Annotated in this window: 23 protein-coding genes and 2 pseudogenes; 4 read left to right on the forward strand and 21 right to left on the reverse strand. The window is 47.2% G+C overall.

The genetic code is table 11. The features are described 5' to 3' along the window. Window positions 1–21: 21 nt before the first annotated feature. Genes OWN49_RS08580 through OWN49_RS08590 form a run of 3 tightly spaced genes read right to left on the reverse strand, consistent with a single transcriptional unit; the run spans window position 22 to window position 1,560 of the window. Entirely contained in the window at window positions 22–549 is a 528-nt protein-coding gene (locus OWN49_RS08580) for a hypothetical protein (protein WP_071392445.1), read from the reverse strand. 44 nt (window positions 550–593) lie between these two features. Next, window positions 594–1,229 (reverse strand): permease prefix domain 1-containing protein, encoded by a 636-nt coding sequence (locus tag OWN49_RS08585; RefSeq protein ID WP_077723012.1) that lies wholly within the window; start codon window positions 1,227–1,229, stop codon window positions 594–596. Next, window positions 1,222–1,560 carry a PadR family transcriptional regulator gene (locus OWN49_RS08590; protein WP_003150960.1) on the reverse strand — a complete coding sequence of 113 codons (339 nt, stop codon included), beginning with the start codon at window positions 1,558–1,560 and terminating at the stop codon, window positions 1,222–1,224. Before OWN49_RS08590 ends, OWN49_RS08585 begins: the two co-directional genes overlap by 8 nt. A 149-nt stretch (window positions 1,561–1,709) precedes the next feature. Between OWN49_RS08590 and OWN49_RS08595 the strand changes: the two genes are divergently transcribed. Beyond that, window positions 1,710–2,522 (forward strand): bifunctional hydroxymethylpyrimidine kinase/phosphomethylpyrimidine kinase, encoded by an 813-nt coding sequence (locus OWN49_RS08595; protein ID WP_003150959.1) that lies wholly within the window; start codon window positions 1,710–1,712, stop codon window positions 2,520–2,522. Between the two features lie 30 nt (window positions 2,523–2,552). Here the strand turns inward: OWN49_RS08595 and OWN49_RS08600 are convergent, their stop codons facing one another. The 5 genes from OWN49_RS08600 to OWN49_RS08620 form a co-directional block, all read right to left on the reverse strand. Further along, the gene (locus OWN49_RS08600) at window positions 2,553–2,828 is read right to left on the reverse strand and encodes a DUF1273 domain-containing protein (RefSeq protein ID WP_229154584.1); all 276 of its coding nucleotides are present in this window, start codon (window positions 2,826–2,828) and stop codon (window positions 2,553–2,555) included. 63 nt (window positions 2,829–2,891) lie between these two features. Continuing rightward, window positions 2,892–4,331, reverse strand: coding sequence for a sucrose-6-phosphate hydrolase (locus tag OWN49_RS08605; protein ID WP_077723013.1), 1,440 nt, complete (start codon window positions 4,329–4,331; stop codon window positions 2,892–2,894). Then, window positions 4,328–5,710, reverse strand: a complete 1,383-nt coding sequence (locus OWN49_RS08610; protein WP_077723014.1) for a sucrose-specific PTS transporter subunit IIBC — start codon at window positions 5,708–5,710, stop codon at window positions 4,328–4,330. The genes OWN49_RS08605 and OWN49_RS08610 overlap by 4 nt, the downstream gene beginning before the upstream one ends. Before the next feature lie 217 nt (window positions 5,711–5,927). Then, a complete protein-coding gene (locus tag OWN49_RS08615) occupies window positions 5,928–6,758 on the reverse strand; it encodes a PRD domain-containing protein (RefSeq protein ID WP_003150954.1) in 831 nt (276 codons plus the stop codon). A gap of 23 nt (window positions 6,759–6,781) precedes the next feature. Beyond that, entirely contained in the window at window positions 6,782–7,096 is a 315-nt protein-coding gene (locus tag OWN49_RS08620; RefSeq protein WP_003150952.1) for a hypothetical protein, read from the reverse strand. 525 nt (window positions 7,097–7,621) lie between these two features. Here OWN49_RS08620 and OWN49_RS08625 point away from each other — a divergent pair. Further along, window positions 7,622–10,033 (forward strand): S8 family peptidase, encoded by a 2,412-nt coding sequence (locus OWN49_RS08625; RefSeq protein WP_077723015.1) that lies wholly within the window; start codon window positions 7,622–7,624, stop codon window positions 10,031–10,033. Between the two features lie 41 nt (window positions 10,034–10,074). On the opposite strand, the gene OWN49_RS08630 is transcribed toward OWN49_RS08625, so the two are convergent. From OWN49_RS08630 to OWN49_RS08645, 4 genes are all read right to left on the reverse strand, one after another. After that, window positions 10,075–11,076, reverse strand: coding sequence for an LLM class flavin-dependent oxidoreductase (locus OWN49_RS08630; protein ID WP_077723016.1), 1,002 nt, complete (start codon window positions 11,074–11,076; stop codon window positions 10,075–10,077). A 163-nt stretch (window positions 11,077–11,239) separates the two neighbouring features. After that, window positions 11,240–11,989: an oxygen-insensitive NADPH nitroreductase gene (gene nfsA, locus OWN49_RS08635; RefSeq protein ID WP_077723017.1), complete on the reverse strand. Its 750-nt coding sequence runs from the start codon at window positions 11,987–11,989 to the stop codon at window positions 11,240–11,242. Window positions 11,990–12,092: 103 nt separating this feature from the next. Then, the gene (locus OWN49_RS08640; protein ID WP_015387531.1) at window positions 12,093–13,280 is read right to left on the reverse strand and encodes an FtsW/RodA/SpoVE family cell cycle protein; all 1,188 of its coding nucleotides are present in this window, start codon (window positions 13,278–13,280) and stop codon (window positions 12,093–12,095) included. Window positions 13,281–13,481: 201 nt separating this feature from the next. After that, the gene (locus OWN49_RS08645; RefSeq protein ID WP_077723018.1) at window positions 13,482–13,979 is read right to left on the reverse strand and encodes a GNAT family N-acetyltransferase; all 498 of its coding nucleotides are present in this window, start codon (window positions 13,977–13,979) and stop codon (window positions 13,482–13,484) included. Window positions 13,980–14,233: 254 nt separating this feature from the next. On the opposite strand from OWN49_RS08645, the gene ywcE reads away from it, so the two are divergent. Then, on the forward strand, window positions 14,234–14,494 hold the full coding sequence (gene ywcE, locus OWN49_RS08650; protein WP_003150937.1) for a spore morphogenesis/germination protein YwcE: 261 nt from the start codon (window positions 14,234–14,236) through the stop codon (window positions 14,492–14,494). A 43-nt stretch (window positions 14,495–14,537) separates the two neighbouring features. On the opposite strand, the gene qoxD is transcribed toward ywcE, so the two are convergent. The 4 genes from qoxD to qoxA are packed head-to-tail and all read right to left on the reverse strand — an operon-like array spanning window position 14,538 to window position 18,479. Beyond that, entirely contained in the window at window positions 14,538–14,906 is a 369-nt protein-coding gene (qoxD, locus tag OWN49_RS08655) for a cytochrome aa3 quinol oxidase subunit IV (protein WP_007407711.1), read from the reverse strand. A gap of 1 nt (window position 14,907) precedes the next feature. Then, on the reverse strand, window positions 14,908–15,522 hold the full coding sequence (qoxC, locus tag OWN49_RS08660; RefSeq protein WP_003150930.1) for a cytochrome aa3 quinol oxidase subunit III: 615 nt from the start codon (window positions 15,520–15,522) through the stop codon (window positions 14,908–14,910). Window positions 15,523–15,536: 14 nt separating this feature from the next. Beyond that, window positions 15,537–17,486 carry a cytochrome aa3 quinol oxidase subunit I gene (gene qoxB / locus OWN49_RS08665; protein ID WP_012118743.1) on the reverse strand — a complete coding sequence of 650 codons (1,950 nt, stop codon included), beginning with the start codon at window positions 17,484–17,486 and terminating at the stop codon, window positions 15,537–15,539. Between the two features lie 27 nt (window positions 17,487–17,513). Further along, window positions 17,514–18,479 (reverse strand): cytochrome aa3 quinol oxidase subunit II, encoded by a 966-nt coding sequence (gene qoxA, locus OWN49_RS08670; protein WP_014306059.1) that lies wholly within the window; start codon window positions 18,477–18,479, stop codon window positions 17,514–17,516. A 502-nt stretch (window positions 18,480–18,981) separates the two neighbouring features. On the opposite strand from qoxA, the gene OWN49_RS08675 reads away from it, so the two are divergent. After that, window positions 18,982–19,227 carry a GlsB/YeaQ/YmgE family stress response membrane protein gene (locus tag OWN49_RS08675; RefSeq protein ID WP_003150926.1) on the forward strand — a complete coding sequence of 82 codons (246 nt, stop codon included), beginning with the start codon at window positions 18,982–18,984 and terminating at the stop codon, window positions 19,225–19,227. A 16-nt stretch (window positions 19,228–19,243) separates the two neighbouring features. Here OWN49_RS08675 and galT read toward each other — a convergent pair whose 3' ends face one another. The 5 genes and pseudogenes from galT to OWN49_RS08695 form a co-directional block, all read right to left on the reverse strand. Further along, the gene (gene galT / locus OWN49_RS08680) at window positions 19,244–20,785 is read right to left on the reverse strand and encodes a UDP-glucose--hexose-1-phosphate uridylyltransferase (RefSeq protein WP_077723019.1); all 1,542 of its coding nucleotides are present in this window, start codon (window positions 20,783–20,785) and stop codon (window positions 19,244–19,246) included. Beyond that, window positions 20,775–20,870: pseudogene (locus tag OWN49_RS19520) on the reverse strand (hypothetical protein); the annotation flags it as partial. The gene galT and the pseudogene OWN49_RS19520, both read right to left, overlap by 11 nt. A gap of 38 nt (window positions 20,871–20,908) precedes the next feature. Beyond that, window positions 20,909–20,980 (reverse strand): annotated as a pseudogene (locus OWN49_RS19525) (galactokinase family protein); the annotation flags it as partial. A gap of 46 nt (window positions 20,981–21,026) precedes the next feature. Continuing rightward, entirely contained in the window at window positions 21,027–21,413 is a 387-nt protein-coding gene (locus tag OWN49_RS08690; protein WP_032857211.1) for a GtrA family protein, read from the reverse strand. A 79-nt stretch (window positions 21,414–21,492) separates the two neighbouring features. Next, window positions 21,493–22,116 (reverse strand): TetR/AcrR family transcriptional regulator, encoded by a 624-nt coding sequence (locus tag OWN49_RS08695; protein WP_003150919.1) that lies wholly within the window; start codon window positions 22,114–22,116, stop codon window positions 21,493–21,495. Window positions 22,117–22,170 lie beyond the last annotated feature (54 nt).

Consider the following 22,170-nt stretch of genomic DNA (forward strand, 5'->3'; position numbering starts at 1 on the left):
GGATTTTTGATTTCGGCCCATTCAGAAACAAATCCAGGTCATCCCCGCCAGCAAAACCAGAATGATCAGAAGGTCTCCCCAAACAGTGCATACCGCCTTGGCATTAAGTCTGCCCGCATCCATGGCATTCCAAAGTTTTGATTGATAAACAGGCACCAGCACCATCGCATAGCATGTGCACAAGCAGACAAAAGCCGGCGGGACAAGCGCACATCCATCCTCATGCCAATCATGAATCAGTTCCGGTATACTCACCCCGCTGTCAATGTACAAGTATAATATACCCGCCAGCGGAATGAGCGAGCTGATCTGCAGCTCGAAAAGCTTCACCTTCCACTCACGCGCAAACGAAACGGCCCAAATCCATCCCAGCGCATAAAACAATAGAAGAAGCAAAATACTGAAAACAACAAAAATAGCGTCTTGCATCCCATTCAGAAACATAATAAAAAGACTCACAACGGGCAATGCAAGAACCAAGCCGCAGACGGTAAATACGGTAACGGCTATTTGGGCGCACGCGCCGTACATCCACGAACCTAATCTCATATAAACACCCCTATATAGATTCCCTATGTATATAGTGAAAAAGATCAGGCAAGTCTCTGCCTGCCTGCGTAAAAACCTATTTTGCCGCAAAACGGAAAACATACCGTCACAACGGCGCATACTGCCGCAAAACTCGGTGTGACCGCCGAAGGAAACAGCCCAGCCGGAACCAGATTGAACAAAAAGACAAACATAAAACATAGATTCGGCACCATTGAAGCCCATACCGTCCGCTCAGCAAGCTTTTTGCCGCCAGCCCCGAACTCTTTGCCAGCTTGATAGCCGATTTGGAACCAATACAATACATAACCGATCATAATCAGCCATACTGACACGGAAATCCCTTTCCACAGCGCGTCAACAGCGGGATGAACCCTCCACGCGTGCATCATCGTAATCATCGCCCCCATCACAAAAAGACCGCAGTTGCAGAACAGATAAAAGAGCATAAAAATCCGCGCGGGCACCGCCGAAGCTTTTTGAAAAGCAGAGATAATCTCAGACGGAGTCCCCACTTCCCGCAGAATAAGCTCCATCGCTTCGCTTTCGGTTTTGCCTTTTTCCAGATGATCACAAATGGCATGATGAATATGGCTTTCGATTTCCTTTAATAATTCACGGCTTCCGGCCTTGCCTTCCAGCCCTTTTCTGATTTCCCGCACATAAAGGTCCTTATCCATTCTGCCCGCCCCGCTTCAGCATCCGGTCCATCAGAGCGGAGAACAGATTCCATTCCTTCGTCCGTTCGGCTAGAATGTTTTTTCCTTCATCGGTGATCCGGTAATATTTTCGGTCGGGCCCTTTGGTCTGCTTTTCCCAGTAAGAAGAAATATAGCTTTGGCGTTCAAGCTTATGAAGCGATGGGTACAGCGTGCCTTCCTTCATTTGCAGTTCATTCCCGCTTCTTTTCTCCATTTCTTTCACAAGTTCATACCCGTACATGGGCCGTTCATTCAGCAGCGTCAGCACCAGAATGACCGTGCTGCCCTTTACAAGCTCCCTGTTGAGCATTTATTTTCTCACCCTTACCTAGTAATCTTATGTAGGTATTGTACGCACATCCCCCGCGGCTGTCAAATCATTCCTCCAAGCCTTCCGTATTGTGATCGGGAGAAAATCTAACTATAATGAGATATAAAACACTGATGGAGGCCATTGATATGTCAATGCACAAAGCACTTACTATTGCCGGTTCTGATTCCAGCGGCGGCGCGGGAATACAGGCCGATTTAAAAACATTTCAAGAAAAAAACGTATACGGAATGACGGCTTTGACCGTGATCGTAGCGATGGACCCGGAGAACAGCTGGGATCATCAAGTATTTCCGATTGATGCCGATACGATTCGCGCACAGCTGGCGACGATTGTTGACGGAATCGGCGTAGACGCCATGAAAACGGGAATGCTCCCTACCGTGGAGATCATAGAGCTTGCGGCGAAAACGATTAAAGAAAAACAGCTGAAGAATGTCGTTATCGATCCTGTCATGGTCTGCAAAGGAGCGAACGAAGTGCTGTATCCGGAGCATGCCGAAGCGCTTCGCACCCAATTGGCGCCGCTGGCAACCGTCATCACGCCAAACCTGTTTGAAGCAAGCCAGCTGAGCGGTATGGATGAATTAAAAACGGTGGAAGACATGAAAGAAGCGGCCAAGAAAATTCACGAACTCGGCGCGAAATATGTATTGATTACAGGCGGAGGCAAATTGAAACATGAAAAAGCGATCGACGTGCTGTATGACGGAGAAACCGCTGAAGTATTAGAAAGCGAAATGATTGATACGCCTTACACGCACGGAGCCGGATGCACATTCTCCGCCGCAGTGACGGCAGAACTGGCCAAAGGCGCTGAAGTGAAGGAAGCCATCTATGCGGCAAAAGAATTTATCACTGCGGCAATCAAAGAATCTTTCCCGCTGAACCAATACATCGGACCGACTAAACATTCGGCGATGCGTCTTAGCGGAAAATAAAATAAATATCCCCCTCATGATCGAGGGGGATTATTTCATTTTTTTCGCGGATGACCGCAAAAACATCTCAATCGATTGCACAAACAGCGCATATTCCTTCATCTGTTCATATGTATGCCTCAGCCGATCACTCCATTCATTGTGCGGCTCAGCCCTCTTGAGCATGCGATTCAGCTGAAGCAATACTTCTTTATATTCTTCCCGCTTATCTTCCACTTGCTCTGCGGCTTTGACAAGTAAACATTTCGGCGTCATCTTCTGATTTTTCAAAGCTGAGAAAACAACTCCTTTTATTCCTGGAATCATAGGCTTTCGTTTGAAGAATAGCACAGATGGCATAGGTTTCACATAAGAAAAAAGAACGATTTTCTACAAAAGTGTCCAAATTGAGGCATTTATTTCCGTTTTTCCAACCGAAGTGACGGTTACGTCATCATTTCCCGGGAAAGGAAAATATCTGGCGCTGAATACCTCTTCTCCATCATTCAAAAACAATTCGATGGAGGATGCATCCAGAAAGAGCTGGACGGAATGCACCTCGCTGATGGCGCAGCTTCTCTTTTCTTTTTCTTCTCCGCTGAAAGCAGTGCGCTCCAGCACAGCCAGCCCCTCTTCCTGATGAAATATAAACCGGGACGCACCCCGAATTGAGATTTCAAAACCGGATTCGCAAGTGATGTCTTCCAGCAGCACTTCAGCCCGGGACGCATCTTTCACCGGGAGGCTTACAGACGAGCAATTCAATTGAAGACTGCGCTTTTGTTCATCCATGCGGCGCGATTTCATTTCCGGGAGCGGACGCTGTATGATTCTGCCGTTGGACAGTGACAGCTGTCTCGGCATCGTTAAGCAGTGAATCCAGTGATACGCATGTGTCGGATGTTTGTCCTCATGCTGATCCGGAACGCCCATCCACGCGAACAGAATCCTCCGCCCCTTATCATCTTCCAGCGTCTGCGCCGCATAAAAATCAAATCCTCTGTCAAGCTCCGTAAATTCACCATGCTTAAATTCTGGCGGCTCTGTATGCAGCCTGCCGAGGAAATAGCCCGCCTGGTGGCTGTTATGATATTTTATCCCGTCGGCTTCAAGCCCCTGCGGACATACGAGCAGCACGTCGGTTCCGTCAAGGGAAAACAGGTCGGGACATTCCCACATATAGCCGAATGACCCGAGACCGCCCGAGTCCGCCCCCGCAATCGAACCGAGAAACGTCCAATCCGTCAAGTTCTCTGACGTGAACAACACAGCGCTTCCGGTGAGCTTTTCTGTCTGCGCGCCGAGCACCATGTAATACGCCCCGTCCTTCTCCCACACCTTCGGATCACGGAAATGAGCGGTATAGCCTTCCGGGAGACGCGCGACGACTCCTTTTTTATCAAATACGATCCCGTCTTCGGATACGGCGAGGCATTGATACGTTTCCCGATTTCCTTCTCCGTCACGGACATTGCCTGTGTACATCAGGCAGAGCCGCCCGTCTTTTTCGATGGCGCTTCCGGAATAACAGCCGTTTTTGTCATACCACTCACCCGGCGCAAGCGCGATTTCTTCCTCTTTCCACTCAACGAAATCCTTCGTCGTCACATGCGCCCAAAATTTCGCGCCGTGCCCCGTATGAAATGGCTGCCATTGAAAAAACAAGTGATATGCGCCGTTCCAATGGATGACGCCGTTCGGATCATTTAAAAGCCCGACCGGCGGCATAACATGATAGTTCTGGCGGTATGGATCTGACGCGGCTGTTTCTTGCCGCTTCTTTTTCGCTTCCTCAGCCTGCAGGCGCAGCTCTTGATCCGGTGTCCTCATTTGACGGCCTCCTTTTCTTTAGCTCCCATAATGTAAGCGGCAATAAACGCCGAAACAGAGGCGATGCCCATTCCGATCAGATAGTTTATAAGATTTCCTAAACCGAGCGGAGCCGTGATGGCAATCATCGGAATTCCGGTCAGACCGTAAGCATTGGCTGCGACACCGGTCACCACGACATAGGCCCCTCCTAGCGCTCCGCCGATCATTCCCGCGATAAACGGCTTACGGTACCTTAGGTTCACACCGAAAATGACTGGTTCGGTTACGCCGAGAAAAGCGGAAAATGCGGCAGGCAGGGCGATTTCTTTCATTTTCGCTTTTTTCGTCAGGAAAAATACAGCCAGTCCCGCCGCGCCCTGAGCGACATTCGCCATCGACCAGATAGGAAGGATATAGTTTCTGCCCAAATCAGCGATGAGGCCGGCCTCAATCGCATGAAAGCTGTGATGCACACCGGTAAGCACAATAAGCGGATAAAGACCGCCGAAAAGAAGTCCGGCAACAAAGCCCGCATGATCATACACATATGTCAGCGAGACGGTAATGCCTGATCCGATCGCCCTGCCAAGAGGACCTATTGCGATAAAGGTGATAAATCCTGTGACAATCACCGTGACAAACGGCGTGACCAATAAATCGAATGCGTGAGGCACAATTTTTCTCGTGCCCTTTTCCACTTTGCTCATAATGTAAACGGCTAACAGTACGGGGATGACCGTCCCTTGGTAGCCGAGCAGCGCAATGTCGAAGCCGAAGAGCTGCATAAAATCAGGCGATGCATCCGCAAGCCCCCACGGATTCAATAGCGCCGGATGGATCATAATCCCCCCGAGCACGGCACCGAGATAGGCATTGCCGCCAAATTCCTTCGCCGCACTGAACCCGATGAATACGGGCAGGAAGATAAACGCCGCGCTTGAAAACATGTCTAAAAGCTTAAACAGCGATGATTGTTCAGACACCCAGTGGAAAGCCTTCATCATGCCGAGCAGCCCCATTAAAAGTCCGCTTGCCACGATAGCCGGAATGATGGGAACGAATATGTTAGACAGTGTTTTCGCAAATCTTGCGGCCGGATTCAGCTTTTTTTTCGCCGCGTCCTGATGTGTCTCACGATCCTCCCGCCCCAAATCGGCTTCTTTTGAAAAAGCGTCATACACTTTATTCACAAGGCCGGTACCGAATATAATCTGATATTGCCCCGAGCTGCTGAAAGCCCCTTTTACTCCTTCTGTCTCTTCAATATCGGCCTGGCTGACCTTATGTTCATCTTGAATGACGAGCCTGAGCCGTGTGGCGCAATGTGTCGCGCTGATGATATTTGATTTCCCTCCGATGTGTTTGATAAGCTGTTTTGCCGTTTCTTGATAATTCATGATGTATCCCCCTTTCTAAAATCAAAAAAGACCTAAAATTCGCCAACGAAAAAGGTCAGCATGATCCCTTTTTCATGTACGCAAATTTTAGGTCTTGCCTGCATTACCAGTCACAATCCCGCCGATTCAGTTTTTTAATGCGCTTTCATTTTATTTCATGATAGCGCTTTCGTCAATATGTTTTCAAAAAAAAAGTCTGTTTCTCGAAACAGACGCGTTATTCCGGGTTTTTTTGCAGACGCTGGACATGCAGCGTAATATAGCCGGCCTCGGATTCCGGCAGTTCCAAATCATATTCATTTTTTAAGAACGCCGCCAGTTCAAGCGCACACCGATAAGCAAACGGATACTTTTTTTGGATGAAATAAAGCATCTCCTCGTCCATGGAATGGAGTGCTTCATTTGAGTCCAACCGGCTGACCGCATACCGCAAGTGCGTGACGAGGCGCTGATAGGAAATACTGTCTTCATCCACCTTCTGTTCGAAAAAGGATTCGATCTTTTCGATCATTTCTTTGATCATGGTTGTATGCTTCATCGCCGAATACATGCTTTTGGCATCCGCCTTGGCAGTGTGGATATGAAGCGCGATATACCCCGCCTCATCATCAGGCAATGATATACCGAGGGTTTGTTTCACGTGTTCAACCGCCCAGCGGCCGATTTCATATTCTTTTTTATAAAGCGCCTTAATTTCATGAAGCAATCGGTTATGCACCTGAAGGCCGTTTTGAATCCTTTCGATCGCAAAGGATAAATGGTCCGCCAGCGCAATGTGGATGTGATCGTTCAAAGGTGCCGCAAGCTCTCCCTCCGCATGGCTGATGATATCTTCAGCCGCCTCTATATGCTCTTCGGGAAGCGTTTCTAACACTTGTTTGAACTTTTCATTTTCGTCGTGCACGACAAATATTTTTTCAATTTTATGTTTTTGAATCACATCATTTTTTCTCTTTTGAAAAGCGATTCCGGGACCCATTACGATCTTTTCCCGTCCGTCTTCTTTTATTAACGCCGCATTGTTATTTAATACTTTGTCTATTCTCAAGAGGTTCGCTCCCGTTCATATGTTTAGTGGGATTGTACCCTCTTTTTCATATGATGTAAAGGTGCCGGACCCGCGCGCTCCCGTTTCGGCAATTCTTTGCGGACAGGCATCCATCGATTTTTATCCAGCCTGCCGCGGGCCGATTTCGTTTCATCGGTCAAATCCGCCGATCGGACACGGCTCACAAACGAAAAAGCCCCAGCCGTCCGCTTCGCTTTCTTATGATAAGCCGCTTGGTTTCCGTACACGGCGGCTAATGGATATCTTCCGTTACCCGGCGCCATCCAGTTCATCAGAAAGACCATCCACACCCGTAAAGATACTAGCAAACGTTTCATTGCAAATCATCCCTCCGCTTCTTTTTGACAGACAGCTTGTTCGCAGGCCTGTTTTTCTCTCCGCTTTAACGGAAAAGGCGGCCGATCCTTCTCCGCTAAAAACTAGCGGGTCTAGCAACCCTATGACTCTATGATAGACGCGGCCGGGCGAATTGTTTGTCACAATATGAGTGAAAAAACAAACTAGTTTTCAGAAGTTTTGTTGAAAGCTGATGGAAATGACCTGAAAAATGGAAAAGCCGATAAAAAAAGTTATACACACCTTATCCCTTGGTTAAGCACAGCTTAAACACAGGGTATATCCACATATCCACAAACTAGATCTATATTTTGTATAGGAACACTCGTTCCCAACAATATATATACACAATTTTATTCAGTTATGCACAGGATTCTGTGTATAACTCCCTCCTTATTCACAGATCAATTTCCATAAATGAGTCATATGTCACAAGGATTATTTTGAATTTTCAAGAAATATATACTAGATTTCTAATTTAGATAAAGAAAAAGGGGGAAACACGATTGAAAAAAGGAATCATCCGTTATCTGCTTCCGGCTTTTGTCTTATCCTTTACCTTATCCACAAGTTCACAGGCTGCGCCGGCTTCAAAACCGCAAACTCCTGATCTTGAGAAGGCTGAGGTATTTGGTAACATTGATATGACCACCGGCAAACAAACGACAGTCATCGTCGAGCTGAAGGAAAAGTCACTGGCGGAAGCAAAGGAACTCGGCAAAGCACAGACAAAAAGCAAGCTGAAAAGCGAACGCTCAAAGGTGAAAAAGAAAGCGCTCAAAACCATTAAACACGGAAAAATCAACAGGGAATATGAGCAAGTGTTTTCCGGCTTCTCCATGAAACTCCCGGCAAATGAAATTCCGAAACTGCTGAGTGATCAGGATGTCAAAGCGGTTTATCCGAACGTCACCTATCATACCGATCAGCTGAAAGATAAAGACATCACCCTATCTAAGGATGCCGTGTCTCCGCAGATGGATGACAGCGCGCCTTATATAGGGGCAAATGACGCGTGGAAGCTCGGCTATACGGGGAAAGGCGTCAAGGTGGCCATTATTGACACCGGTGTCGAATATAAACACCCTGACTTAAAGAAAAATTTCGGACAATATAAAGGATACGATTTTGTGGATAACGATTACGATCCTGAAGAAACGCCGTCCGGTGATCCGAGAGGCGCGTCGACTGACCACGGAACTCATGTCGCGGGCACGGTAGCGGCAAACGGAACGATTAAAGGCGTCGCACCGGATGCTACACTCCTTGCCTACCGTGTGCTCGGTCCGGGCGGAAGCGGAACAACGGAGAACGTCATCGCCGGCATCGAACGCGCCGTACAGGACGGAGCGGATGTCATGAACCTTTCTCTCGGCAATTCTGTGAATAACCCAGACTGGGCGACAAGCACGGCGCTTGACTGGGCGATGTCAGAAGGCGTCACGGCCGTTACATCAAACGGAAACAGCGGGCCGAACAATTGGACCGTCGGCTCTCCGGGAACGTCCAGAGAAGCCATCTCCGTCGGAGCGACACAGCTGCCGCTGAACGAGTACGCCGTCTCCTTCGGTTCCTATTCCTCAGCGAAAGTAATGGGCTACAACAAAGAAGATGACATAAAAGCACTGAATAAAAAAGAAACAGAGCTCATAGAGGCGGGTATCGGCGAGCAAAAGGATTTTGAAGGCAAAGATCTGAAAGGAAAAGTCGCGGTCGTCAAACGGGGCAGCATCGCCTTTGTGGATAAAGCAGACAACGCCAAAAAAGCGGGCGCGATCGGTATGGTTGTGTATAACAATGCCCCGGGAGAAATTGAAGCCAACGTACCGGGCATGTCCGTACCGACGGTTAAGCTTTCATCAGAAGACGGCGAAAAACTCGTCAGCCAATTAAAAGCGGGCGGCACAAAAGCGACATTCCATTTATCCGTCGCTAAATCGCTCACTGAACAAATGGCAGACTTTTCGTCACGCGGCCCGGTTATGGACACGTGGATGATTAAACCTGACGTCTCTGCTCCCGGCGTAAACATCGTGAGCACCATTCCGACCCATGATCCGGCCGACCCGTACGGCTACGGATCGAAACAGGGAACGAGCATGGCTTCTCCGCATGTAGCCGGCGCAGCTGCCGTCATCAAGCAGGCCAAACCGAAATGGAGCCCGGAACAAATAAAAGCCGCTCTCATGAACACGGCGGAAACCTTAACGGACGCGGACGGTGACGTATACCCGCATAATGCGCAAGGCGCCGGAAGCATCAGAATCATGAAGGCGATCAAAGCAGACTCCCTTGTCGCCCCGGGAAGTTATTCTTACGGAACGTTTATGAAAGACAAAGGCAATGAAACGAAAAAAGAAACCTTTACGATTGAAAACCAATCGTCCATCAGAAAATCATATCAGCTCGAGTATTCTTTCAACGGCACGGGCATTACCGTTTCGGGCACAGACCGGGTCGTGATCCCCGCTCATCAAACCGGAAAGGTCAATGCGAAAGTAAAGGTCAATGCCAAAAAAGTAAAGGCGGGCACCTATGAGGGAACCGTCACAGTGCGTGAAGGCGGAAAAACAGTCGCAAAAGTGCCGACGCTGCTGATTGTAAAAGAGCCGGACTATCCGCGCGTGACGTCAATCGACGTACAGGACGGCACAACGCAGGGAACCTACCAAATTGAAACCTATCTTCCGGCGGGAGCCGAAGAGCTTGCCTTCCTTGTATATGACAGTAATCTTGACTTTGTCGGCCAAGCCGGCATCTACAAAAAGCAGGATAAAGGCTATCAATATTTCGACTGGAACGGCAAAGTCAATGGTGACACCGCACTGCCGGCAGGAGAATATTATATGCTGGCCTATGCCGCGAACAAAGGGAAATCAAGCCAGGTGCTGACTGAAAAACCTTTTATCATTGAATAACCGAACAACCCTGCTGGAGCATCAGCAGGGTTTCTTTCTGACTATTCGGCAAAAGCTTCTCGAAGCAGACGGTATGACTGAAGTTTATCTTCAAAATGATGAGTAATGGTCACAGCCATTACTTCTTCTGTTCCGTATGCTTTACTGAGAGCCACAATCTGTTCCTTCACTTGCTGCTTCGTTCCGATGATCATCCGATTCCGATTATCGGCAATTCGTCTTTGTTCATACGGTGTATACGTATTGCCGCGGACGGTTTCGTAAGACGGTACGCCGTGAAGCGGAATCCCCTGTTCACCTGCAAGCAGCGTATAATCCATGACAGCCGCGAGTTCCTCCGCTTTCTCCTCCGTATCCGCGCACAGTACAAACACCGCCACGGCTGTTTTTGGTTCTTTTCCTAATACAGAAGGTTTAAATCTGCGCTTATATTGTGCTGTCGTGCTTTCTCCGCCTTCTCCATTAATAAAATGGGCAAACATATAGCCTGCTCCCATTTCTGCGCTCAGAAGCGCGCTTTCCCCCGAAGAACCGAGAAGCCAGACTTCCGGCGCCGTCTTAATAAGGGGTGATGCGGTCAGATTCGGAAAACGGTGATTGTCATCAGCTGCATCATGCAAATACATCGCCAGCTCACGAAGCTGCTGCGGATATTGATCAGCATTACGCTTCCCTCCGTCATTCAGCGCCCATGATGCGATCGGCATTCCGCCCGGCGCTCTCCCTAATCCGAGATCGATTCTGCCCGGCGTCAACCCTTCGAGCACTCGGAAATTCTCCGCCACTTTATATGCGCTGTAATGCGGAAGCATCACACCGCCTGATCCTACCCGAATGTCCTTCGTTTTCGCCGCAATATGGCTGATCAGCACTTCAGGGCTTGAACCCGCCAACCGCTCTGAAAAATGATGCTCTGACACCCAAAACCTCTTATATCCGAGCTTTTCCGCCTCCTGCGCCAGTCTTACTGTATTCCGCAGTGCACTTTCCGCAGAACACCCTTCTGATACAGGAGATTGATCCAATATACTTAATGAAATCATCACTGTCACCTCATCAACATCGTACCACTGCTAAGCCGTTTTTTCTTTCTGTATGCTTATAAGCATCCCTGATGATAAACATTTATATACCTTGTTCCATTTTGTCGAAATATGTTACACGTGAAACATAAAAAAACCTCTCCCGGTCAGGAGAGGTTTTTTCTTAATTCTTTTGAAAACCTTTATCTTTTACATATTGATTTAAATAGGTTCTCGGTTTTTGTTTCATGAACTGCAGGATTTGATCAGACCACGTTTCAACCCGCTTGCCGTTTGTCCGTTTATCATAATAATCGGAAATGGTTTCATCATATTCCTTCATATAACTGCGGAAGTTTTCTTCATTCGTATCGTACGTGTCTTCATGATATACGGCTTGTTTCGGCAGGCGCGGCTTTTGACCGGACGGATGAGCGGGATGACCGACTACCAAGCCGAACAGCGGCAGCACATGGTCAGGCGTTCCAAGCACTTCCGTCACCTGATCAAGTTCATTTCGAATGCCTCCGATATAACAAATGCCGAGTCCCATTGATTCCGCGGCAACACTTACGTTTTGTGCGGCAAGTGCGGCATCAATAACGCTGACCATAAACATTTCCGTATTCTCAAGAAGCTCGGTAATGTTTTCGCCTTTTTCCTCAGCAAGTTTTTTATGGCGGTACAAATCAGCGCAAAACACAAACAAGTGCCCGTTATTTTCGACGTAAGGCTGGTTTCCGGCCAGTGCCGCCAGCTTCCGCTTTTTCTCCTTATCGGTTACGCCGATGATGGAGTAAGCCTGCACGTAACTGGACGTTGACGCCGCCTGGGCGCTTTTCACTAATGTATCTATCTCTTCTGCTGTCAGAAGCTCGTCAGTAAATGATCGGATCGACCGATGATTAAGTATGGTTTCGATGGTATTGTTCATATATAAAGCCTCCTTCTCTATATATCATATCCGAAAGAGTATCATGCCAAAAGCGAAATGCTCTAAACAAAAAAAGACAGCCCGAAAAACGAGCCGTCTCACATTAAGAATTGAACAAGTAGCTTTTATATTTCGTCAGCTGCACACTTGCGTTATATACGATCCCGAAGCTGATTAATGTAGAAAGCACCGAGCTCCCCCCATAGCTGACAAACAGCAGCGGAATACCGGTAACCGGCATAATGCCGATATTCATCCCGATGTTCTGGAAGGTGTGAATCACGATAAGTGCAGTAAACCCTACGCAAAAAAACGCGCCAAATCGATTAAACGCATGCAAGCGGTCAATCAGCACCACAAGCCTGTAAATTAAAAAGAAAAACATGACAACCACAATGGCGCAGCCTAAAAACCCAAAACTTTCACCCAAAATCGCAAAGATAAAGTCGGTCTGTCCCTCAGGTACGTACACCTTCAGATTATGAACGCCGTTTCCGGTAATGCCGCCCGATCCGATTGCCATAACAGCCTGATCCACCTGCCAGCTTTTATCGCTCTCGGCCTGAGTCGTTGCCGCACTGGAGTCAGACATCCACGATGTAATCCGGTTAATTTGATAATCCGCAATGCCGATTGAATTCGCCACATGGGGAAATTCAATTACCAGCACTAAGAAAAGGCCAAGCACAAGCGCGGCCGAACCGCCGATAATGGTGATCAGCTTCCAGTTTACACCTGACATAAACACCATCACCATAACGATAAACAGACAGATCGCACCCGTTCCGGCATCCTGCAAAACGATCATCCCGATCGGAATAACCGTCCATGCCGCAATTTTCAAAAGCAGATTCACATCTTCCCGAAGTGATCTTTGATCTTTCGGGCCCGCCTTCGATATAATGGACGCGACCATCATCATAATTCCTATTTTCGTAAACTCAGAGGGCTGGAGGGTAAAGCTGCCGATTTGAAACCAGCTCTTCGCTCCGTTTTTGATCGGCGCGATGGATTCCGGCGCCACACGCAAAAGGAGCAGCGACAGCACGCCGGCAATCAATACATACAGACTCAGTTTCTCAAGCTGCTCTAAATCAAAATACAGCAATAATCCGATGAATCCCGCACCTATAACATAGAAGACAATCTGTTTCATCCAGGCACTGCCTCCGTACTGCCCGAACTGTCCGGCCGCATAAATCGCCGCAACACTAATTATTAAAAACACACCAAATATAAAAATCAAATCCCCCTGATAATAGGGATTTTGCTGTTTCTTATATCGACTCATTCTATCCCGCCTTACATTTTCATCGGAAGTCACTAATGTTTATTATACATGAACACCGTTCAAGAAAACATGATGAGGTTGCTTCCTTTTTATTTTTTACGGTTTGGGGACTACACGACATATGACGTGTCAGAAAAGGAAATGTTTCGGTCATGATAAAACTTTTCCGATAAAAAACCCCTTCTCGTCAGAAAAGGGGTTTCAGCTTATGTTTAACGTCATAAACAAGCTGTTCGGGTCCTCTTTATAATGTGCAAACGGATCACAATATTGAAACCCTGCTTTTTCATACAGGCGTCTGGCGGGGAGAAAAGCCTCCATAGAACCGGTTTCTAAGCTGATCCGCTCATAGCCCCGCCGCCTTGCTTCTTCAAGCATATGGCGGAGGATCCGGTTGGCTGCGCCTTTTCTGATATGATTCGGAGAGGTTTTCATTGATTTGATCTCACCGTGCCGGCTGTTTAGCTCCTTTAAGGCGCCGCAGCCGAGCAGGACGCCGTTTTCCCTCGCACTCCAAAACGTAACGTCAGGCTGACGCAGCCGGGCCGCATTGAGCGCGTGTATACTTTCCGGGGGAGAATGCATGGTCATGCTCTTCAGATGCTCCTGCAAAAGCGCAATGACGTCCGGCGCTGTGACATCGTCTTTTGTTATGTCCACTTCAAAACCACCCTTGCTGTGCATGTTTTCTTTGAACATAGCAAAGGTTCACAGCCTGTGCCATTCCCTTGTACGGAAATGTAACAGGGTATTTGACCTTTCCGGTTTCTTGTACCTATCCAAAAATGAGGCAATAGTTGCAATACATTTCTCGAAAAAGCGGTATCAAAAATTGGAAAACATGGTATAATAATTGTAACAAAATGTTCAAAAAACGACCACAAAACAGACACATTTTATTCTCTGCATTTCATTTTGGAAACGCTGCCATAAAATGAAAGGAGACATGTAAGATGGACATGTTTTTTGCTTATTTACTGGTCGCAAGCGCAACACCCCTCTTTATCTGGCTGGATAACAAAAAAGTCGCTCTTTCGGCCATACCGCCAATTATTCTCATGTGGGTTTTCTTCTACTTTTACGCAACCAGCAGCCTGTCCCCTCTCGGCCACACACTCATGATCATCCTGTTTGCCGTCAACGTCATCGTTGCCCATATCGCCGCCTTTATCATTTACGGCCTTCCGCGCCTGCGCCGGAGAAGAAGCCAATAAAGGCACAAAAAACCCTCTTCGCCTGAACGAAGAGGGTTTCTTTTTATTCCTGATGTTCGGAATGATGCTTCGCACCGCCCGGAGGGTTTCCATCCATATGGTCCCCGTGATGGTAGTGCGCCGCAAAGATCCAGATGGAACCAAGGATGATAACAATCGCTCCGAAAAATCCGAAGAGCGTGTTTCCGACTTGAATTCCGCCGTTTTCGCTTTCTGTCATGTGCATGAACATGAGAAGCTGAAGGCCGGCTTGGATAAATGCGAATCCGAAAATGATCCACAGTTTTGCTGATGGGCTTAATTCCGTATATACCGCAACCCAAAGGGCCAGCAGGGTCAGAATAATAGACAACGCAAAACCTACGATATGCTTCCACGGAAAGTGGCTGTGTTCAGCAGATTTGTTTGCCATATTATAGTCCCCCCAATCCGATGAGATAGACGCCTGTAAAGATGAAGATCCAAACAACGTCTAAGAAGTGCCAATATAAACTTGAGATAAAGATTTTTGAAGACGTCTGCGGCGTTAATCCGCGTTTCTTCAATTGCAGTAAGATGCCGGCAATCCAGAAGATACCGATCGTTACGTGCGTTCCGTGCGTTCCCAGAAGGACGAAGAATCCAGACCAGAAAGCACTTGTACCGAGAGATGCTCCTTCATGTACATAGTGGATGAACTCGTTAAGCTCACATCCGACGAAGCCCGCACCGAGAAGAAGCGTAATGATCGTCCAAATGACGACGCCTTTTAAACTTCCGCGACGCATTTCATGAACAGCGATCCCGCAGGTGAAACTGCTGATCAGAAGCAGGAATGTCATGATCATGACAAGCTTCACTTCAAATAATTCAGCCGGTAAGACTCCTCCTGCTGTTCTTCTTTGAAGAACGAAGAAGGTTGCAAATAGTGTTGAGAACAACACAATCTCTGCCCCTAAAAAGATCCAAAACCCGAGAATATTGAGTCTGCCGGTTTCAGATTGATATTCCATAGGCGCGTTAGAATTGCCGTGTTCTGCATGTTCCATAAATCACGCCTCCTTTATTCGGAAATCTTTCTTTCCGTCTCTTTTATTTCTTCAACAGGTATATAGTAGCCATTGTCATATTCAAATGAACGAAGCACCATGCAAAGCAGAATGCCGATCAAGCCGACAATGCCCATCCAGAACCATTCAAACACAAGTCCGAAGCCAGCAATACCGAACGCCACTGACATAATAAGCGGTCTTCCGGAGTTGTGCGGCATATGGATTTTCTTGAACTTGCTTTCCGGATGAATATCCGTTTTGTCTTCTTTCAATTGCAGGTACGCATCTTGAGATTTCACTTCAGGAAGCACCGCAAAGTTGTAATGCGGCGGAATCGCAGATGAAGTCGCCCACTCAAGCGTACGTCCCACGCCCCATGAATCTCCGCTGATCTCGCGAGTAGAGTAGCGGAAGCTGTAGTAGATGTTGTAGCAAAGGATTAAGAATCCGACACCCATCATGAAGGCTCCGACAGTTGAAATAAAGTTCAATGCAGTCCATCCGTCATTCGGTCCGTAAGTGTAAATACGGCGAGGCATACCTTGCAGCCCCAAGAAGTATTGAGGGAAGAAACATACATTAAATCCGATCATAAAGATCCAGAAGAACCATTTTCCGATTCTTTCGTTCAGCTTGTGGCCGAACATTTTCGGATACCAGAAAATAAATCCTGCGAAACATGCAAATACCGTACCCGCGATCAGCACATAGTGGAAGTGAGATACGAGGAAGTACGTATTATGGTATTGATAATCCGCTGCAGCCATCGCAAGCATAACCCCTGTTACCCCGCCGACAACGAAGTTCGGGATGAACGCAAGCGCCCACAGCATCGGTGTTGTAAAACTGATCCGGCCTTTATACATCGTAAAGAGCCAGTTAAAGATTTTAACCCCGGTCGGAACCGAAATCGCCATCGTTGTAATCGAGAAGAAAGAGTTAACGGACGCACTGTTCCCCATTGTGAAGAAGTGGTGGGTCCATACAAGGAAACTCAGGACGGAAATGGCGATAATTGAGCCGACCATCGCTTTGTAACCGAATAACTGCTTTCTTGCAAACGCTGAAATAATTTCAGAGAAAATACCGAATGCCGGTAAGATAACGATATATACTTCAGGGTGTCCCCAAATCCAGAACAAGTTAGCCCAAAGCATCGGCATACCGCCGGCTTCCAGCGTGAAAAAGTGAGCGCCGAACAAACGGTCAAATGATAACAGCGCCAATGCCACTGTCAAAACAGGGAAGGCGAATACGATAATAACCATTGTAATCAGCGTCGTCCATGTGAACATCGGCATACGCATCAGCGTCATGCCTTTCGTACGCATTTTCAGGATCGTCACCATAAAGTTGATACCCGTCATCAGCGTACCGATACCGGCAATCTGAAGACCGAGCAGGTAGAAGTTCTCACCAGGCCCGGGACTCATGTCGTTGCTTGCCAGCGGCATGTAACTCGTCCATCCTGCGTTCGGAGAACCTCCGATAACGAAAGAAATATTGAAAAGCATCGCACCTACAAAGAACGTCCAGAAACTCAGGTTGTTCAAGTAAGGGAATGCTACGTCGCGCGCACCGATCTGCAAAGGTACGACAACGTTGATCAGACCGATTAAAAACGGCATCGCCATGAAGATAATCATGATCGTACCGTGAGTCGTAAAGATCTCATTATAGTGGTTTGAGTCTAAAAAACTGTTATTAGGAAGCGCTAACTGGGCGCGCATCATCAAGCCGTCGACCCCGCCGCGGAACAGCATGATAACAGCAGAGATAATGTACATGATTCCAAGTTTCTTATGGTCTACAGACGTCAGCCATTCAGACCAGAGCCATTTCCACTTTTTGAAGTATGTGAGTACAACGATGATAGCGATAGTGGAAAGCGCAATGGAAACTTGTGCGCCCAGAATTAATGGGTCACCTGTTACAAAAAATTCATCCCATCTCAATTTCATTCGGGCTTCCTCCTTTCTTGTTCAATTTCAATCTTGTTTATCGTCGGATACTTTAAATTCGTTTTTCTTTACATCTTCCCACGGGTCTGTTTTAGAGTGCGGTGATACGGCTTTGTAGCCAAGGCGTTTGCGCGCCTCCATCGCATATTCGGCATCTTGGCCGTGGTCAACGTATTTTAAGTGTGTAGAAGAGAACGTTAATTTTCCGACATTCTCCGGAAGCATCAGTTCGTCATACTTCTCTTTCGTCAGCTTTGGAGAATCGCTTTGGGCTTTTTTCACCCAGCTGTTAAAGTCTTTTTGCGTAACAGCTTTTACGTTGAATTTCTGGTCGGCAAAGTGTTCGCCGGTGAAGTTCGCGTTGCGGCCTTCATATGTTCCCACTTTGTCAGCTTGTAAGTATTGATCCATCAGCATTCCCGCCATCGCGTATTTTTGTCCCCCAAGCTGAGGAATCCATAGCGATGCCATTGAATCTGCTGAAGAAATTTTAAATAAAACCGGACGGTCTACAGGAATGTTCAGGTAGTTAACCGTCTCAATATCCTGCTCAGGGTAGCTGAATACCCATTTCCAGTCTACCGAAGTAGCATAAACAACAAGAGGCTCTTTATCCTTTGTCGCTTCAGGCGCTTTTTCTAACGAATATATCGTCTGTACGGTAGGCACAGAAAGTGCAATAACAATTAAAATTGGGATCACTGTCCAGACTACTTCTAAGAACGTGTTGCCGTGCATCTCGGGCTTGTAATTTCCGCTGTCTTTGCCTTTGCGGTCGCGGTATTTCACTAAAATGATTGTAAATAGTACGAATACGACGCCGACAATGAACAGCATAAATCCGATTGACAAGAGAATCAGATCTTTCTGCTGGTCTGCTACAGGTCCTTTCGGATCTAAAACGGAAATGTCGCTGCATCCGCCCAGTACGAAAACAACAGCCAACATCGCTAATAAAAGTAACGGTTTAAATGCTCTGAACAAGAAGATCACCATCCTTCCTATTGATGTAGTGAATCTGAAATGTACTTTCTCAAAATCTTTTCTCTATCTACCTTGTTATGCTATCAAAATCTGCACTTATTAGCTTTATTTTTTTCTAAAGTTCATCTTTTTTTCGACCTAATGTCACAAAATCGTCAAAAAATGCATGAACTTTTTCCACTTGCGTAAATCAAACATAAAAAGTTTTAGATCATTTAGCATATATAGAGAAAAAAGATAGCGAGAACGAATAATACCAAATAAAGGTTTACCATAATAAAAATCGCTGGTCAACAAAAAGTTTCATTTTGTTAAACATTCTACAAAAGAAATATTTTTTCCTTTGCTCACACCTTTTCACACGGTTTCCATTTTAACGCAACGCATTGTGAAAAAAAAGACCGGAACGCGCCTTGATATGTTCATTATAAAAAACGCATTCATATGTTTAATATGGACAAAACGAAGGAAACATATAGGCATAAATAATAAAAAATAGGAAGTGATATTTATGGGTTTTATCGTATCTCTGATTGTCGCTATTATTATCGGCTGGATCGGAAGTTTATTTGTAAAAGGCAGTATGCCCGGGGGAATCATCGGGTCAATGATCGCCGGTCTGATCGGCGCATGGATCGGGCACGGACTGCTCGGCACATGGGGTCCTCACCTTGCCGGCTTTGCCATCATTCCGGCAATCATCGGAGCTGCGATCGTGGTATTCTTATTCAGCCTGATCGCCAGAAGCAGAGGATAAAAAAAAGCCTCGTCCCTTATGGGATGGGGCTTTTTTCCGGTAGAGCGCCCAAATGGCGGATAAACCGCCGGAAAGCCGCTCTGCCTTCTTCTGTCTGTTTAAAGACGCCGGCATGCTCCAGTATCCGCGCAAAGGCATGGCCGATTTCCTCTTTCAGAATCTGTTCCGCGTTTTCTTTCGTTACCTTCCGCTTATGCAGCACACTGAGCGCCCAATCTTTATGCTTTGCCGCAGAAGGGTCTGCCGTTAAGACCGCTTCCGGGTCCGGTGAGCACAGCGCTTCAGCCGTGTATTTCATTTCTTGTTCAAGGCGGCCCGGCAGAATCGCAAGCCCCATTACCTCAATCAGTCCGATATTTTCTTTTTTCAGGTGATGAACTTCCTGATGGGGATGAAAAATTCCCAGCGGATGCTCATCAGAGGTGCGGTTATTTCTGAGGACGAGATCTAATTCGAATAAACCGTTTCTCCGCCGGGCAATCGGCGTAATTGTATTGTGCGGTGTTTCTCCTGAACAGGCGAGGAGATCAGCCGCCTCATCGGAATAACCGCGCCATGCCCGCAGGATGGCATCTGCCGCGCCGGAAAGCTCAGACGCGCTCTCGCTTTGCAGGCGGATGACCGACATCGGCCACTTCACAATTCCCAGCACCGTTTTCGGATAGTCAGGCAGCCTGTACCGGCTTTCTGTCTCCGCCCGCGCCATCGGGAATTCATAATGGCCCCCCTGAAAATGGTCGTGGCTTAAAATACTGCCGCCGACAATCGGCAGATCAGCATTGGAACCGAGAAAATAATGAGGATACTGGCTGACAAACGACAGCAGCCGGTCAAACGTTTTTTTGCTGATCTTCATCGGTTCGTGCCGGTCTTTCAAAACGATGCAATGCTCCCGGTAATACACATACGGAGAAAATTGCAGAAACCACTGCTCATCGCCGAGAATGACCGGAATGACACGAAGGTTTTGACGCGCCGGGTGATCCGATCTCCCCTCGTACCCGACATTTTCTTTACAAAGAACACATCTCGGATAATCGGATTGAGGCTGCTCTTTGGCAGCGGCAATTGCTTTCGGATCTTTTTCCGGTTTTGAAAGATTGATCGTGATGTCCAGCTTTCCGTAAGCCGTCTCAGCCGTCCACCCGACATTCCGCTGTATTCTGTCCGAACGGATATAATACACATCCTCTGAAAATCGGTAAAACGCCTTTGTCGCCTGCTCCGGCCCGTGCACCGCCTTTGTTTCTTCAAAACGACGCACAATCTCGGACGGCTGCGGGGCAAAGCAGCCCATGATCTTCGCGCTCAGCAGGTCGCGATAGGTGTCTGTATCGACTGCCATCCGGCCCGTTTCTGCCGCCCATTCATAAATCGGGGCCAATATGTCCGGCAATGATGCCGACGATTCATTTTCTTTCTGTTCTGAAGCCTCCGGATGGGTAATATGCAAAGTTTCATATAAACGGTTTCTTGTATATTCAATATCAAGAAATGAAATCAGCTCTTTTTGCAATCCGTACCGGATTAAACGTTCCACGTGCCGCTCAATTGCCATCGTCATCCCCCTTTAGTTCTCTCGCTCCGATATCCGCCGTGTAAAAGTCAGCTTTTCTCCCTGTCTTCTCCTCATAGCGGCCCCCGTTAGCTCTCCGATGAGATTCACTCTGCCGGGCGCAAAGAAAACGCGCAGGTCCTCCGATTCCCCGAATACATCAGCAAACGCTTTCTTTATTTTGTGCTTCATACGCATCCTCTTCCACCATTACACTTTCCCCCCAGGGCGCAGAAAAAAACCGTTATGACACGCCCTCTTCTTTCGCTTTTCTGAAGACAATCCACTTGCTGGCCGCATAGTTGACGACTACGATAATGACGTTATCGGCGATTTTCGCCAATGTTTCGTTCATATGAAATTGACTGACCAGAAGAATCATCATGGCGAGATCGATGGCGAGAGACAGCACCCGCACGCTGAAAAAGGCCGTTAATTCTTTCATCAGACTCCGCATTCCCGCGGTCTTTTGCTGAAAGACATACCGTTTATTCGTAACATAAGCAAATAGAACGGACAGAATCCAAGCGGCGACAGTCGCCGCCTTGTAATCCATCTCAAATGCCGACGTCAGAATGTAAAAACTGACGATATTCACGATGGTCGTGAATATCCCCATAATGATATACATCATAATTTCTCTGTAGCGCATGGCAGTTCCTCGCTTTCTGAAAGACTTTTCTAAACCTTTTGTCAAATCAAGAAGAACGTTACCCTGATTTTCTGCCGCTGACAAAAACATAGAGCGCGTCAAACATGCTGCGGAAAGTAACCGGCCTTCCCAGCACATTGGATTGCTTAATCATCCCGTCGATGAGCGCGCACATCATGTTAGCGGTATGCTCGGTATCTATATGGTCTTCTATTAAATTTCTCGATTTGAGCCAATTTATGTACATGGTGCTTTCTTCTATCCATAACTTATAAAGACGGATATAAGCTTCATATTCACTGACGACTTTGTAAGTAGGCATATGAACGGCAAAAGACACAACATTCCAGGCAGGCTTGCTGTTTACAAACCGCATCAACAGGCTGGCCGCGCTGGCCGCGGCTTCACAAAGCGTCAACGGCCGCTCTGTTTGCTTTTCTAGTTCGTCGAGATAGCCAGTGATGATCCTTTTTTTAATCTGACGCCTCTCTAACAAATGCTTCAGAAAATCTTCCTTGCTTTCAAAATGAACGTAAAACGCCCCTTTGCTGAAACCCGCCGCTTTACTGATGTCATCGATTGAGACTGAATCGTAAGCTCTTTCAATCAGGAGATGAAGGCCTGCGTCAATAAAACTTTCAAATGTTTCTTCTCTCTTAATTTGAAATTTGTTTTTTTTCATTTTTTACCCCAGCTGTTTGATCATTCACTTTATCTTACACCGAATCATTCTTTT

The organism is Bacillus sp. NEAU-242-2 (assembly GCF_027853835.1).
GTDB classification, from domain to species: Bacteria; Bacillota; Bacilli; order Bacillales; family Bacillaceae; genus Bacillus; species Bacillus velezensis.

Coding starts and splice junctions, on each gene's coding strand:
- OWN49_RS08580 (WP_071392445.1), bottom strand. CDS start 549: ATGAGATTAGGTTCGTGGATGTACGGCGCGTGCGCCCAAATAGCCGTT.
- OWN49_RS08585 (WP_077723012.1), bottom strand. CDS start 1,229: ATGGATAAGGACCTTTATGTGCGGGAAATCAGAAAAGGGCTGGAAGGC.
- OWN49_RS08590 (WP_003150960.1), bottom strand. CDS start 1,560: ATGCTCAACAGGGAGCTTGTAAAGGGCAGCACGGTCATTCTGGTGCTG.
- OWN49_RS08595 (WP_003150959.1), top strand. CDS start 1,710: ATGTCAATGCACAAAGCACTTACTATTGCCGGTTCTGATTCCAGCGGC.
- OWN49_RS08600 (WP_229154584.1), bottom strand. CDS start 2,828: ATGATTCCAGGAATAAAAGGAGTTGTTTTCTCAGCTTTGAAAAATCAG.
- OWN49_RS08605 (WP_077723013.1), bottom strand. CDS start 4,331: ATGAGGACACCGGATCAAGAGCTGCGCCTGCAGGCTGAGGAAGCGAAA.
- OWN49_RS08610 (WP_077723014.1), bottom strand. CDS start 5,710: ATGAATTATCAAGAAACGGCAAAACAGCTTATCAAACACATCGGAGGG.
- OWN49_RS08620 (WP_003150952.1), bottom strand. CDS start 7,096: ATGAAACGTTTGCTAGTATCTTTACGGGTGTGGATGGTCTTTCTGATG.
- OWN49_RS08630 (WP_077723016.1), bottom strand. CDS start 11,076: ATGATTTCATTAAGTATATTGGATCAATCTCCTGTATCAGAAGGGTGT.
- nfsA (WP_077723017.1), bottom strand. CDS start 11,989: ATGAACAATACCATCGAAACCATACTTAATCATCGGTCGATCCGATCA.
- OWN49_RS08640 (WP_015387531.1), bottom strand. CDS start 13,280: ATGAGTCGATATAAGAAACAGCAAAATCCCTATTATCAGGGGGATTTG.
- OWN49_RS08645 (WP_077723018.1), bottom strand. CDS start 13,979: ATGTTCAAAGAAAACATGCACAGCAAGGGTGGTTTTGAAGTGGACATA.
- ywcE (WP_003150937.1), top strand. CDS start 14,234: ATGGACATGTTTTTTGCTTATTTACTGGTCGCAAGCGCAACACCCCTC.
- qoxD (WP_007407711.1), bottom strand. CDS start 14,906: ATGGCAAACAAATCTGCTGAACACAGCCACTTTCCGTGGAAGCATATC.
- qoxC (WP_003150930.1), bottom strand. CDS start 15,522: ATGGAACATGCAGAACACGGCAATTCTAACGCGCCTATGGAATATCAA.
- qoxB (WP_012118743.1), bottom strand. CDS start 17,486: ATGAAATTGAGATGGGATGAATTTTTTGTAACAGGTGACCCATTAATT.
- OWN49_RS08675 (WP_003150926.1), top strand. CDS start 18,982: ATGGGTTTTATCGTATCTCTGATTGTCGCTATTATTATCGGCTGGATC.
- galT (WP_077723019.1), bottom strand. CDS start 20,785: ATGGCAATTGAGCGGCACGTGGAACGTTTAATCCGGTACGGATTGCAA.
- OWN49_RS08690 (WP_032857211.1), bottom strand. CDS start 21,413: ATGTATATCATTATGGGGATATTCACGACCATCGTGAATATCGTCAGT.
- OWN49_RS08695 (WP_003150919.1), bottom strand. CDS start 22,116: ATGAAAAAAAACAAATTTCAAATTAAGAGAGAAGAAACATTTGAAAGT.